Origin of the sequence: Aureimonas flava (genome assembly GCF_003583935.1) — a bacterium.
Lineage (GTDB): Bacteria > Pseudomonadota > Alphaproteobacteria > Rhizobiales > Rhizobiaceae > Aureimonas > Aureimonas flava.
In genome coordinates this window covers 509469-521678 of record NZ_QYRN01000002.1, presented here as the reverse complement: position 1 = coordinate 521678, position 12210 = coordinate 509469, and the positions used below count along the sequence as shown (strand labels likewise).

At 71.4% G+C, this 12210-nt stretch carries 12 protein-coding genes; 5 read left to right on the top strand and 7 right to left on the bottom strand.

Going from position 1 to position 12210, the window contains the following annotated elements; genetic code table 11:
• Positions 1 to 404: 404 nt before the first annotated feature.
• Entirely contained in the window at positions 405 to 851 is a 447-nt protein-coding gene (locus tag D3218_RS05620) for a Fur family transcriptional regulator (RefSeq protein WP_119538948.1), read from the top strand.
• Positions 852 to 904: 53 nt separating this feature from the next.
• Here the strand turns inward: D3218_RS05620 and D3218_RS05615 are convergent, their stop codons facing one another.
• Entirely contained in the window at positions 905 to 1339 is a 435-nt protein-coding gene (locus tag D3218_RS05615) for an OsmC family protein (RefSeq protein ID WP_119538897.1), read from the bottom strand.
• 178 nt (positions 1340 to 1517) lie between these two features.
• Between D3218_RS05615 and D3218_RS05610 the strand changes: the two genes are divergently transcribed.
• The 4 genes from D3218_RS05610 (at position 1518) to D3218_RS05595 (ending at position 4417) form a co-directional block, all read left to right on the top strand.
• Positions 1518 to 2477, top strand: a complete 960-nt coding sequence (locus D3218_RS05610) for a tyrosine recombinase XerC (RefSeq protein WP_119538896.1) — start codon at positions 1518 to 1520, stop codon at positions 2475 to 2477.
• Between the two features lie 130 nt (positions 2478 to 2607).
• Positions 2608 to 3687, top strand: a complete 1080-nt coding sequence (locus D3218_RS05605) for a TraB/GumN family protein (protein WP_119538895.1) — start codon at positions 2608 to 2610, stop codon at positions 3685 to 3687.
• A gap of 114 nt (positions 3688 to 3801) precedes the next feature.
• A complete protein-coding gene (locus D3218_RS05600) occupies positions 3802 to 4104 on the top strand; it encodes a hypothetical protein (RefSeq protein ID WP_119538894.1) in 303 nt (100 codons plus the stop codon).
• 73 nt (positions 4105 to 4177) lie between these two features.
• Complete coding sequence (locus D3218_RS05595) at positions 4178 to 4417, top strand: hypothetical protein (RefSeq protein ID WP_119538893.1); 240 nt, start codon at positions 4178 to 4180, stop codon at positions 4415 to 4417.
• An 87-nt stretch (positions 4418 to 4504) separates the two neighbouring features.
• Here D3218_RS05595 and lpdA read toward each other — a convergent pair whose 3' ends face one another.
• The 6 genes from lpdA to D3218_RS05565 form a co-directional block, all read right to left on the bottom strand.
• Complete coding sequence (gene lpdA / locus D3218_RS05590) at positions 4505 to 5920, bottom strand: dihydrolipoyl dehydrogenase (protein WP_119538892.1); 1416 nt, start codon at positions 5918 to 5920, stop codon at positions 4505 to 4507.
• A gap of 30 nt (positions 5921 to 5950) precedes the next feature.
• Positions 5951 to 6349 carry an MAPEG family protein gene (locus D3218_RS05585; protein ID WP_119538891.1) on the bottom strand — a complete coding sequence of 133 codons (399 nt, stop codon included), beginning with the start codon at positions 6347 to 6349 and terminating at the stop codon, positions 5951 to 5953.
• An 85-nt stretch (positions 6350 to 6434) separates the two neighbouring features.
• Positions 6435 to 6941, bottom strand: coding sequence for a hypothetical protein (locus tag D3218_RS05580; RefSeq protein WP_245414927.1), 507 nt, complete (start codon positions 6939 to 6941; stop codon positions 6435 to 6437).
• Positions 6941 to 7702, bottom strand: coding sequence for an SDR family oxidoreductase (locus tag D3218_RS05575; RefSeq protein ID WP_119538890.1), 762 nt, complete (start codon positions 7700 to 7702; stop codon positions 6941 to 6943). The genes D3218_RS05580 and D3218_RS05575 overlap by 1 nt, the downstream gene beginning before the upstream one ends.
• 70 nt (positions 7703 to 7772) lie before the next feature.
• A complete protein-coding gene (gene odhB, locus D3218_RS05570; protein WP_119538889.1) occupies positions 7773 to 9020 on the bottom strand; it encodes a 2-oxoglutarate dehydrogenase complex dihydrolipoyllysine-residue succinyltransferase in 1248 nt (415 codons plus the stop codon).
• 55 nt (positions 9021 to 9075) lie between these two features.
• The gene (locus D3218_RS05565; RefSeq protein ID WP_119538888.1) at positions 9076 to 12081 is read right to left on the bottom strand and encodes a 2-oxoglutarate dehydrogenase E1 component; all 3006 of its coding nucleotides are present in this window, start codon (positions 12079 to 12081) and stop codon (positions 9076 to 9078) included.
• Positions 12082 to 12210 lie beyond the last annotated feature (129 nt).

Genomic DNA, 12210 nt, shown 5'->3' with positions numbered 1-12210 from the left:
ACCGAGCCAGGCAGCCAAAACCCCGGATAACCCCAGGACCCTAACCGCTGGCTCAACTTCCCGGCCAATCAACCAAACCTTCCGGTCCAGCCCATCCGCCCCCGGCGCCTCCGCCGTCGTCGTGAAGCGGCTTATAGGGGAGCCAACACCCAACGGTCAACCGGAAAAAACGCCAAACCCAGGAGAAAATCGGAAACCCGCATCGGAACAACCGCTTGCACCCAACATACCCGTCATCACACCGTCCGAAAACCATCATCCGAACGTCATCAGACGGGACGGGGGACGATACTCTGCGGTCCATGCCGCCCCCGGAAGCCGAACCATGCGGATCGAAGCCTCGTGAGGCAGCCGTCCGCGCTTCCCCGTTTTCCCCCTTCCGTCGATCGTCTATGAAACGGCTCATGACGACGACCCGCCCTTCGCCGCCCGACGCGGCCACGCTGGACTACGAGACCCTCCTGCGCGAGGCGGGCGTGCGCATCACCCGGCCGCGCCGCACGATCCTGGCGATCCTGCGGGACCACCCCGACCATCCGGACGCGCTCGAGATCTTCCGGCGCGCCTCCGCCGTGGACCCGTCGATCTCGCTCTCCACCGTATACCGGACGATGCGGCTCCTGGAGGAGAAGGGCGCGATCCACCGTCACGCCTTCGGCAACGGACCCTCGCGCTTCGAGCAGGCGGACGGGGCGCATCACGACCATCTGATCGACCTCGACACGGGCGACGTGATCGAGTTCTCGTCCGAACGGATCGAGGCGCTCCAGGACGAGGTCGCCCGCTCGCTCGGCTACGAGATCGTGTTCCACCGGCTGGAGCTCTACGGACGCAGGCGCCGCCGGGATTGAGGCGACGCGGGCCCGTCCGCCGGACGGGCCCGCGTCGCGCGTCGGTTCGTCGCTCAGACCAGCTTGGCGTCGAGCGCGACCTCGATGGCGCCCAGCGCCTTGGAGATCGGACAGCCGCTCTTGGCCTTCTCCGCCAGCTCCCGGAAGGTCGCCTCCTCGATGCCGGGGACGCGAGCCTCCAGCGTGATCCGGGAGGAGCGCACCTCGAAGCCGCCGTCCACCGGCTCGACGCTCACCACGGCGCGCGCCTTCAGCTCGTCCGCCGGCGTGCCGTTCTCGGCCAGGAAATGCGAGAGCTGCATGGCGAAGCAGCCGGCATGGGCGGCGGCGAGGAGTTCCTCCGGGTTGGTACCCGACTTGCCGCTCTCGTCCTCGAAGCGGGCCTTGAACGAATAGCCCTGCGAATCGAGCGCGCCGGACTGCGTGGTCAGCGTGCCGCGCCCGTCCGCGAGGGCGCCGTTCCAGATGGCGGTTGCATGACGTTTCATGGATCTCGTTCCCTTCGGGGGCCGCCGGGGGCGACCGCTGTTGTCCGATCCGGCCGTCGCTGGCCGAAACGCTCGTCCCACGAAATGGACCCGCCGCGCCGTTCGTCCAGCGGCAACGCTCCCTTTACCTTCGCGCGCTGAGGTGGTCCGATCGCGCGACCCTCCGAAGGCCCCACGCATGACCGAGCCCCTCCCCGTCCCGGCGACCCCCGCGCTTCTCGCGCTGAAGACCGCCTGGCTGGAGCGGCTGGCGGTGGAGCGCCACGCGGGCGCGCTCACGGTGGAGGCCTACGAACGGGACGTCCGCCAGTTCCTAGGCTTCCTCGGCCGCTACCACGGCCGTCCGGCCGAGCCGGGCGACCTCGCGGCCCTCGCGGCGACGGACCTGCGCGCCTTCCTGGCCGAGCGGCGGCGGGAGGGGATCGGGCCGCGCAGCCTCAACCGGATCCTCTCTGGCATCCGTTCCTTCGTGCGCCACCTGGAACGCGAGGGCCTTGCCTCCTCGGCCGGGCCAGCCGCCATGCGCGCGCCGCGCCAGCCCAAGTCCCTCCCGCGCCCGCTGGCGGTGGTCGACGCGCTGGCGGTCACGGAGGAGGCGGGCGCCATGGCCGCCGAGCCTTGGATCGCCGCGCGCAACGTCGCGGTGCTGACGCTGCTCTACGGCTGCGGCCTGCGCATCTCCGAGGCGCTGGGGCTGGAGGGCGACGCGCTGCGCGACGCGGCGGCGCGCTCAATGGCCATCACCGGCAAGGGGCGCAAGCAGCGCCTGGTGCCGCTGCTGCCGGCCGTGCTGGAGGCGGTGGCCGCCTATCGCCGCCTCTGCCCCTTCGACCTCGCGCCCGGCACGCCGTTGTTTCGCGGCGCGCGCGGCGGCCCCTTGCGGGCGCAGATCGTGCAAGCGGAGATGGCGCGGCTGCGCGGCCTTCTCGGCCTTCCCGATTCGGCCACGCCCCACGCGCTGCGCCACTCCTTCGCGACGCACCTCCTCGCCAAGGGCGGCGACCTGCGCACGATCCAGGATCTTCTCGGCCACGCCTCGCTGTCCTCGACGCAGATCTACACCGCGGTGGACGGAGGGCGGCTCCTCCAGGCCTTCGAGGCGGCCCATCCGCGCGCCCGGCGCGCCCGCGCCGGCTGACGCCCGGGCGTCGGCCTTCAGCATTTCGTCGGATTTCTCCGCTACACCGCGTAGCGACGCGGCGTCCCGACCGTGCTTCGGCCGCCGCCGGCCGGACCGGCGCGGGGAGCGCACCCGAACTCGAGGTCCGATGACGAAACGCCCCTTCCGCAGCGTGCTGCCGCTGATCCTCTCGGCGCTGCCGCACCTGTTCCCGCTTCTCCTGTGCGCCGCGCTTCTGGCGGCGGCCGCGGTGTCGGCCGCGGACGCGGGGGAGCGGCCCGAAGAGGCGGTGGCCTGCCGCGAAGGGCGGAGCCTCCTGCCGGGCCTCGTGGCGAGCGGCGAGATGGCGGAGCTGGAGCGGGAGGCCGGCGCGACCGCGCATGGCGAAGGGCGGCTGTTCCGCGTGGAGCGCGCGGGCCTCGCGCCCTCGTTCCTGTTCGGCACCATGCACCTGTCGGACCCGCGCGTCCTCGCCCTGCCGCCGGCGGCGGAAGCCGCCCTTGCCGGGGCGCGCGGGGTGGTGATCGAGACCACCGACATTCTCGACCCCCGCCGGATGGGCGCGACGCTGCTGTCGCGCACCGACCTCACCACGCTGCCCGCCGGCCGCACGCTCGCCGACGTGCTCGGCCCCGACGGCATGGCCCGCGTCGCTCCGGCGCTGGAGGCACGCGGCACGCCCCCCGCCGCCGCGGCCCGGCTTCAGCCCTGGTTCGTCGCGGCGGGGCTGATGATGCCGGACTGCGAGACCCGCCGGGCGGCGGGCGGCGCCAAGGTCCTCGACGTGACGATCGCCGAGCGGGCGCGGGCCGAGGGCCTCCCGCTGGACGCGCTGGAAACGGCCGCCGAGCAGCTCGAGGCGCTGGCCTCCATGCCGCTCGACCTCCAGGCCGACAACCTGGTCGCGAGCGTCGAACTCGCCGACCGCCTGCCCGACATCTTCGAGACCATGATCGAGCTCTATCTCGGGGGGCGCATCGCGCTGATCGGCCCGGCCACCGAGCGCGCCCTTCCCTCGGGGACCGACGACGCGCGCTCGCTCGCCGTCACCCAGGCCTTCGAGGACCGGGTCGTGCACCGGCGCAACGCGCTGATGGCCGAACGGCTCGAGCCGCTGCTGGCGCAGGGCGGGCGCTTCGTCGCCGTGGGCGCGCTCCACCTGCCGGGCGAGACGGGCCTCGTCGCGGCGCTGGCGCGCGCCGGCTGGACGGTGACGCGCGCCGACTGAGCGCGGCGGGGTGCGACCGGAACCGGCGGGGCCGGGCGCGAGTTTCCCCCCGAACCCTCGGCGGCCGCGCAGCCCATGCCGCCCGCGCGGCCCATGCCATCCGGAGCCGCCTCCATGCGCCCTGCCCTCGCCCTGCCGCTTCTCGCCACGCTCGCGCTCGCCGGCTGCACCGCCGTGGACGGGCCCGCCTTCGACGGGCGTCCCGGCGCCGCGCCGCCGATCGGGCTCGCGCCCACCTCCTATCGCCCGCCGGTCCGGCCCGGCTGCGACAACTACGCCGACCAGACCGCGCGAAACGCCTACGAGAACCTGTCCGACGCGCGCGACGGCTTCGGCTCCAACGCGCTGGCGCGCATCCAGGCCGAGCGCGAGGGCGATCGCGCCTATCGCCGCTGCCGGGAGGGGCGGCGTTCCTGACGATTTGGAAAGGTGACAGCGGGGCCGGTTGGGTCCACACTTCCCCGGTGTTCCATCTCGGGAGGATGAACGGATGTCGCGATACCGGATCGAAACGGGACGGGTGGACGGGTCGGCCTGGGTGCCGGGGTCGTTCCACGACGCGATCAACGCGGTGACGGACCAGCAGGCCGTGGGTGCGGTGCGCGAGGTGCTGACCCGCTCGGGCTTCGAGGACGGCTGGGGCGACCATGCCCGCGTGCTCGACGGCGAGCGGCACGAGGTCGCGCGCATGCCCCTCGACCAAGGCTTCTGGACCGGCGGCAACGCCTGACACGCGCGAAGGGGCGGCGCACCGGATGCGCCGCCCCTTCGCGTTTCTTCCCCCGCCCCCGTCGCGCCCGTGCCGGGCGCGGCGCGCTCAGACGTGGATCGGCTTGGCGAAGGCCGCGAAGGCCGCCTCCCGCACGGCCTCCGACATCGTCGGATGGGCGTGGCAGGTGCGTGCCAGATCCTCGGCCGAACCGCCGAACTCCATCAGGACGGCGATCTCGGCGATCATGTCGCCCGCGCCGAAGCCGACGACGTGGCCGCCCAGCACCTTGTCGGTGCGCGCGTCGGTCAGAACCTTCACGAAGCCGTCGGTGTGCAGCATGGCGCGGGCGCGCCCGTTCGCCATGAACGGGAACTTGCCGACCTTGTACTCGACGCCGTCCGCCTTCAGCTCCTCCTCCGTCTTGCCGACCGAGGCGATCTCGGGCGAGGTGTAGACCACGGAGGGGATCACGCCGTAGTTCACGTGGCCCGCCTGACCGGCCAGGATCTCGGCCAGCGCGATGCCCTCGTCCTCGGCCTTGTGGGCGAGCATCGGACCCTTCACCACGTCGCCGATGGCGTAGATGCCGGGCACGCTGGTCTGGTAGTGCGCGTCGATCTCGATGCGGCCCGCCTTGTCGCGGGCGACGCCCGCCTCGTCGAGGCCGAGCCCGTCGGTGTAGGGGCGCCGGCCGGTGGCGACGAGCACGACCTCGGCCTCCAGCGTCTCCGGCTCGCCGCCCTTGGCCGGCTCGAAGGTGACCGCCGCGCCCGACCCGGTCTTGGCGATCGCGGTCACCTTGGCGCCGAGCTTGAAGGTGAAGCCTTGCTTCACCAGGAGCTTCTGGAACTGCGCGGAGACCTCGCCGTCCATCGGGCCGAGGATCTTGTCGAGATACTCCACCACGGTGACGCGGGCACCCAGACGCGACCACACCGAGCCGAGCTCCAGCCCGATCACGCCGCCGCCGACCACGACCATGCTCGCCGGCACCTTCGGCAGCGCGATCGCGTGGTCGGAGGAGACGATCGTCTCGCCGTCGAAGGCGACGTCGAGGCCCGGAATGCCGGCCACGGCCGAGCCGGTCGCGATGCAGATCGCCTTGGTCGCCAGCGTGCGCCGGGCGCCGTCCTCGCCCGTCACCTCGACCTCGCCCGCCTTGACGATGCGGCCCGTCCCGGCGACGCCCTCGATCTTGTTCTTGCGGAACAGGAAGGCGACGCCGTCGACATTCGCCTTCACCGTCTTGTCCTTATGGCCGAGCATGGTCGCGAGGTCGAGCTCGGGCGAGACCTTGATGCCGAGGTCGGCGAAGGAATGGCCGGCTTCCGCGAACATCTCGGAGGCGTGCAGCAGCGCCTTGGACGGGATGCAGCCGACGTTGAGGCACGTGCCCCCGTAGGTCTGGCGCTTCTCCACCACGGCGACCTTCAGGCCGAGCTGGGCGGCCTTGATGGCGCCGACATAGCCGCCGGGGCCGGAGCCGATGACGACGAGATCGAAGGAGGACGTGTCGGACATGGGTCTTGGTCTTCTCGGGTTTCGGGTGGTTCAGAGGAAGCGGATCAGCATCAGGAGCAGGCCCAGCATGGACAGGGCCCAGGCGAGGCTGCGCAGATAGGGGACGCCCGCGAGGTAGAGCGGCACGTAGACGATGCGGGCGGCGAACCAGAGGATGGCGCCCCATTCGCCGATCCCGCCGGTGCGCCCGGCCACCGCGAGGCCGAGCGCGAGCGCCACGAAGGCGGGGTAGGTTTCCTGGAAGTTGGCAAGGCACCGCTGCGCGCGGCCGGCGTGGAGGCCGAGGGGCTTGGCGTCGCCGTCGCGCGGGCCCGCGTTCCAGCCGAGCCCGCGCTCGCGCGTCGCCAGATGGCCCTGCAGCATAATCTGCGCGACCAGAAGCACCACGGACCAGCCGAGGAGGACGAGTTCGGTGGGAAGGGAAGTCATGGGCGTCGGGCCTCCGCTGCGAGGCGCGAGCCGCCTCTCTCCCGCAAGGACTTGGGACGGCGCGACGCGAAGGAAACGGCGTGCGTCATGGCGTGCCCGCCTCGTCGCACCGGCCGCGCGCCGCCTCGAACCCGTCCGGCACCTGCCGGAGCGTGGCGGCGGCGATGCCCATCGGCCGGAAAGGCGGCTCGATCTGCGCGGCGGGCTGCGCGAGGCGCAGCGTGTAGCAACCCGCGAAGACGCGGGTTCCCGCGGCGGTCTCGGCCTCCACCACCGCCGGGAGGCGGAAGTAGAGCGAGCCGGCCGCGCCCTCGCTCGTGGCCGTGCCGAGCTTCAGGCGGACATGGCGCGTGTCGGCGTAGCCCGCCGCGAACTCGGCGAAGGGCCGGTCGGCCTCGTCGCGGAAATAGGAATAGGCCCTCGCCCACTCGCGGCGCTCCACGGCGTTGTAGAGCGATTCCACCACGGCCTCCGGGGTCGAGCGGTCGTCGCGATAGGCGGGCGCCTCCTGCGCCGCGGCGGGCGCCGCCGCGCCGACAAGGACCAGCGCCGCCGCGAGCGCGGCCGGCGGGATGCGCCGGGGGGCCGCCATCAGGGCAGGATCGCCCGGGCGCCGGACACGTCGAGGATCGCGCCGGTGGAATAGCTGGCCTCCGGCGAGGCCAGCCACAGGATCGCGCGGGCGACCTCGTCGGCGCTGCCCGGTCGGCGCATCGGCAGGCTGGGCGCGAGCTGCGCCACGCGGTCGGGCAGCCCGCCGGACGCGTGGATATCTGTCTCGATGATGCCGGGGCGAACGGCGCAGACGCGCACGCCCTCGGCCGCGACCTCCTTGGCGAGGCCCACGGTGAAGGCGTCGATCGCGCCCTTGGCGGCCGCGTAGTCGACATACTGGTCGGGCGCGCCGAGCTTGGCGGCGGCGGAGGAGAGGTTGACGATCGCCCCGCCCCGGCCGCCCCGGGTGGTGGACATGCGCCGCACCGCCTCGCGCGCGCACAGCACCGAGCCGATCGTGTTGATGCGGAACATGCGCTCGAGCCGGGCAAGGCTCATGTCGGCGACCCGCGACGGCTGGTCCACGACGCCGGCGTTGTTGACCAGGGCGGCAAGGCGCCCCATCCGGTCGGCGGCCTCGAACAGGGCGAGGACGTCAGCCTCCGACCCCACGTCGCCCCGCGCCGTCTCGGCCCGGCCTCCGGCCGCGCGGATCGCTTCGGCGACGGCCGCGGCGGCGGCCGCGTCGGCGGCGTAGTTCACGAGCACGGCGTAGCCGGCGGCCCCCGCCAGGCGGGCGGTCGCCGCGCCGATGCCGCGCGAGCCGCCGGTGACGATCATGACGCCGAGGTCGTTCATGCGCTGTCCCCGTTCACGAGTTGCGGGCCGCAGACGGGCGGGCCGGTCTCCCGGCCTCGCCCCTCGAGGCTCAGAGGTCGAGGACCAGACGCTCCGGGTCCTCCAGCGAGTCCTTGACCCGCACCAGGAAGGTCACGGCCTCCTTGCCGTCGACGATGCGGTGGTCGTAGGACAGGGCGAGATACATCATCGGGCGAATGACGACCTGGCCGCCGACGGCCATCGGCCGCTCCTGGATCTTGTGCATGCCGAGAATGCCGGACTGCGGCGCGTTCAGGATCGGCGTCGACATCAGCGAGCCGTAGACGCCGCCGTTGGTGATGGTGAAGGTGCCGCCCTGCATGTCGGCCATGGTGAGCTGGCCGTCGCGCGCCGCCTTGGCGAGGCGCCCGAGCTCCTTCTCCACCTCCGCGATCGACATCTGGTCGGCGTCCCGGATCACCGGCACCACGAGGCCCTTGTCGGTGCCCACGGCCATGCCGACATGGGCGTAGTTCTTGTAGATGATGTCGGTGCCGTCGATCTCGGCGTTCACCGCCGGGATCTCCTTCAGGGCGTGGGTGATCGCCTTGGTGAAGAAGCCCATGAAGCCGAGCTTCACGCCGTGCTTCTTCTCGAACAGGTCCTTGTACTTCTTGCGCAGCTCCATGACCGCCGTCATGTCCACCTCGTTGAAGGTGGTCAGCATGGCCGCCGTGTCCTGCGCGTCCTTGAGGCGCCGGGCGATGGTCTGGCGCAGCTTGGTCATGCGCACGCGCTCCTCGCGCGGCGCGTCGTCGGCCGACGAGGGCGCGCGGGGCGCGGCGGGCGCCTTGGCGGCGGCAGGCGCCGAGGCGCCCTTGGCGATGGCGTCGATCACGTCGCCCTTGAGCACCTGGCCGCGCTTGCCCGAGCCCTCGACATCGGAGGCCGACAGGCCCTTCTCGGCCATCATCTTGGCGGCGGCGGGCGCGGGCTGCGCTCCGCTGGCGGCGGCGGGCGCCGCGGGCGCCTTGGCGGCGTTGCCGTAGCCCTCGGTGGCGGCCGGTTCGGGCGCCTTGGGCGCGGGTGCCTTGGCGGCGTCCGCCTTGGGCGCCGCCGCGCCCTCACCGATGGTCGCGATCAGCGCGCCGACCTCCACCGTCTCGCCTTCCTTGACCAGGATCTCCGCGAGCACGCCGGCGGCCGGGGCCGGGACCTCCACGGTCACCTTGTCGGTTTCCAGCTCGGCGATCGTCTCGTCCTGCGCGACGGTGTCGCCCGCCTTCTTGAACCACTGGCCGATCGTGGCCTCGGTGACGGATTCGCCGAGGGTGGGGACTTTGACTTCGGTGCTCATCGGATTCTCACGGGGGAAAGGGGTGTGGGGACGGAAAGCGCGGGAGGGGCGGCCGTCAGGCCGCCGCGTCTCCCAGGGCCTCCTCCAGGAAGGCTTCGAGCTGCGCGACGTGCTTGGACATGGTGCCCACGGCCGGCGAGGCCGCGGCCTGGCGCCCGGCATAGCGCGCCCGGCGCTTGGTGTCGCCGATGCGGTCGAGCACCCATTCCAGGTAGGGCTCGATGAAGCTCCAGGCGCCCATGTTCTTGGGCTCCTCCTGGCACCACACGATCTCCGCCTGCCGGAAGCGCGACAGCTCGTTGATGAGCGCCTTGGCGGGGAACGGATAGAGCTGCTCGACGCGCAGGAGATAGATGTCGTCGACGCCGCGCTTCTCGCGCTCCTCCAGGAGGTCGTAGTAGACCTTGCCGGTGCACAGGACGACGCGGCGGATGTCCTTGTCCTTGCGCAGCTTCACCGTGACCGAGTTCGGCTTCATCTCGGCGTCGTCCCACAGGAGGCGGTGGAACGAGGTGTCGCCCGCCATCTCGCCGAGGTCCGAGGTGGCGCGCTTGTGGCGCAGGAGGGACTTCGGCGTCATCAGGATGAGCGGCTTGCGGAAGTCGCGCTTCATCTGCCGGCGCAGGATGTGGAAGTAGTTGGCGGGCGTGGTGCAGTTGGCGACCTGCATGTTGTCCTGCGCGCAGGCCTGCAGGAAGCGCTCCAGGCGCGCCGAGGAATGCTCCGGCCCCTGGCCCTCGTAGCCGTGCGGCAGCAGCATCACGAGGCCCGACATGCGCAGCCACTTGGCCTCGCCGCTCGAGATGAACTGGTCGATCACGACCTGCGCGCCGTTCACGAAGTCGCCGAACTGGGCTTCCCAGAGCGTCAGCGCGTTGGGCTCGGCGAGCGAGTAGCCGTATTCGAAGCCGAGCACGGCCTCCTCCGAGAGCATCGAGTTGATGACCTCGTAGTTCGCCTGCCCCTTGGCGAGGTGGCTGAGCGGGATGTAGCGGCTCTCGTCGCGCTGGTCGTAGAGGACCGAGTGGCGTTGCGAGAACGTGCCGCGCTCCGAATCCTGGCCCGACAGGCGGATCGGCGTGCCCTCGGCGAGCAGCGAGGCGAAGGCCAGCGCCTCGCCGGTCGCCCAGTCGAGGTTCTCGCCGGTCTCGATCGCCTTGGCGCGGTTGTCCAGGAAGCGGCCGATGGTCTTGTGGACCTCGAAGCCCTCCGGCACCTCGGTGAGCCGCTGGCCGAGCTCCTTGAGCGTCTTGACCGGCACGCCGGTGACGCCGCGGCGCTGCTCGTCCTCGTCGTCGGCCCGGCGCAGGCCCGACCAGGCGCCGTCCAGCCAGTCGGCCTTGTTCGGGTTGTAGCTCTGGCCGGCGTCGTATTCCGAATCGAGCTGCGCCCGGAACTCGGCCTTGCGGGCCTCGACGTCGGCCTCGGCGAGGACGCCCGCCTCGGCGAGCTTCTTCGCGTAGATCTCCAGCGTCGTCCTATGCTCGCGGATCTTGCGATACATGATCGGCTGCGTGAAGCCGGGCTCGTCGCCCTCGTTGTGGCCGAAGCGGCGGTAGCAGAACATGTCCACCACCACCGGCTTGTGGAAGGTCTGGCGGTACTCGATCGCGATCTTGGCCGCGTAGGTCACCGCTTCCGGGTCGTCGCCGTTGACGTGGAAGATCGGCGCCTCGACCATCTTGGCGACGTCGGACGGATAGGGCGAGGAGCGCGAGAAGCGCGGATTGGTGGTGAAGCCGATCTGGTTGTTGATGATGAAGTGCAGCGTGCCGCCGACGCGGTGGCCCTTGAGGCCCGACAGGCCGAAGCACTCCGCCACGACGCCCTGGCCGGCGAAGGCCGCGTCGCCGTGGATCAGCAGCGGCAGCACCTGGTTGCGCACCTCCTGCGGCACGACCTCGGTGCGCGTGCGCCCGCCGCCGAGCTGGTCCTGCTTGGCGCGCGCCTTGCCCATCACGACCGGGTTGACGATCTCGAGATGCGACGGGTTCGCGGTGAGCGACAGGTGCACCTTGTTGTTGTCGAACTCGCGGTCCGACGAGGCGCCGAGATGGTACTTGACGTCGCCCGAGCCCTCGACGTCCTCCGGCTTGTAGGAGCCGCCCTTGAACTCGTGGAAGATCGCCCGGCGCGGCTTGTTCATCACCTGGGAGAGGACGTTGAGGCGGCCGCGATGGGCCATGCCGAGCACGATCTCCTTGAGGCCCATCTGGCCGCCGCGCTTGATGATCTGCTCGAGCGCGGGGATCAGCGCCTCGCCGCCGTCGAGGCCGAAGCGCTTGGTGCCCTTGTACTTGACGTCCAGGAACTTCTCGAAGCCCTCGGCCTCGATCAGCTTGTTGAGGATGGCGCGCTTGCCCTGGTCGGTGAACTCGACGCCCTTGTCGGGCCCTTCCATGCGCTCCTGGATCCACTGCTTCTCCAAGGGATTGGAGATGTGCATGAACTCGACGCCGACCGTGCCGCAATAGGTGCGCTTCAGGATCTCGACCATCTGGCGGACGGTCGCGAACTCCATGCCGAGCACGTTGTCGATGAAGATTCGGCGGTCGAGGTCGGCCTCGGTGAAGCCGTAGTTCTCCGGCGAAAGCTCGTTGTAGTCGTCCTCGGGGGCGGCGAGGCCGAGCGGGTCGAGCCGGGCGTGGAGATGGCCGCGCACGCGGAAGGCGCGGATCAGCATCAGGGCGCGAACCGAGTCGCGCGTCGCCTGGAGGATCGCCGCCTCGGACGGGGCCTCGCCCTTGGGCGCGGCGGCCGCCTTGTCGCGCAGCTTCCGCTCGACGCGGATCTCGGCCTCGCTCCAGTTGCCGTCGAGCGCGGCGACGAGCTCGCCGTTCGGGGTCACCGGCCAGTTGGCCCGCGCCCAGGACGGCCCCTCCGCGTTCTTGACCACGGTCGCCTTGTCGTCGGCGACCTGGCCGAAGAACTCGCGCCACTCGGCCGGCACCGACGACGGGTCGCGCTCGTAGGCGGCGGCCAGCGTCTCGATGTAGTCGGCGTTGCCGCCGTAGAGGAAAGAGGTCGCCGCGAAGGTCTCGTTCGCCGGATTGCGTGCCATGATGATGACAAAGCGGCCCCCGGCCGGTGGCGGGCGCCGTCTCCCTGAAAGATGATCGGAGGCGGAGGACTTCTCGAGCTCTCCGCCGCTCACTCGAACGCGTTCGGCTGGAAGGCGCCCCGGGTGGGG

Bases quoted from the DNA above. Each gene is read 5' to 3' on its own strand.
- D3218_RS05620 (WP_119538948.1), top strand. From the start codon at position 405: ATGACGACGACCCGCCCTTCGCCGCCCGACGCGGCCACGCTGGACTAC.
- D3218_RS05615 (WP_119538897.1), bottom strand. From the start codon at position 1,339: ATGAAACGTCATGCAACCGCCATCTGGAACGGCGCCCTCGCGGACGGG.
- D3218_RS05610 (WP_119538896.1), top strand. From the start codon at position 1,518: ATGACCGAGCCCCTCCCCGTCCCGGCGACCCCCGCGCTTCTCGCGCTG.
- D3218_RS05605 (WP_119538895.1), top strand. From the start codon at position 2,608: ATGACGAAACGCCCCTTCCGCAGCGTGCTGCCGCTGATCCTCTCGGCG.
- D3218_RS05600 (WP_119538894.1), top strand. From the start codon at position 3,802: ATGCGCCCTGCCCTCGCCCTGCCGCTTCTCGCCACGCTCGCGCTCGCC.
- D3218_RS05595 (WP_119538893.1), top strand. From the start codon at position 4,178: ATGTCGCGATACCGGATCGAAACGGGACGGGTGGACGGGTCGGCCTGG.
- lpdA (WP_119538892.1), bottom strand. From the start codon at position 5,920: ATGTCCGACACGTCCTCCTTCGATCTCGTCGTCATCGGCTCCGGCCCC.
- D3218_RS05585 (WP_119538891.1), bottom strand. From the start codon at position 6,349: ATGACTTCCCTTCCCACCGAACTCGTCCTCCTCGGCTGGTCCGTGGTG.
- D3218_RS05580 (WP_245414927.1), bottom strand. From the start codon at position 6,941: ATGGCGGCCCCCCGGCGCATCCCGCCGGCCGCGCTCGCGGCGGCGCTG.
- D3218_RS05575 (WP_119538890.1), bottom strand. From the start codon at position 7,702: ATGAACGACCTCGGCGTCATGATCGTCACCGGCGGCTCGCGCGGCATC.
- odhB (WP_119538889.1), bottom strand. From the start codon at position 9,020: ATGAGCACCGAAGTCAAAGTCCCCACCCTCGGCGAATCCGTCACCGAG.
- D3218_RS05565 (WP_119538888.1), bottom strand. From the start codon at position 12,081: ATGGCACGCAATCCGGCGAACGAGACCTTCGCGGCGACCTCTTTCCTC.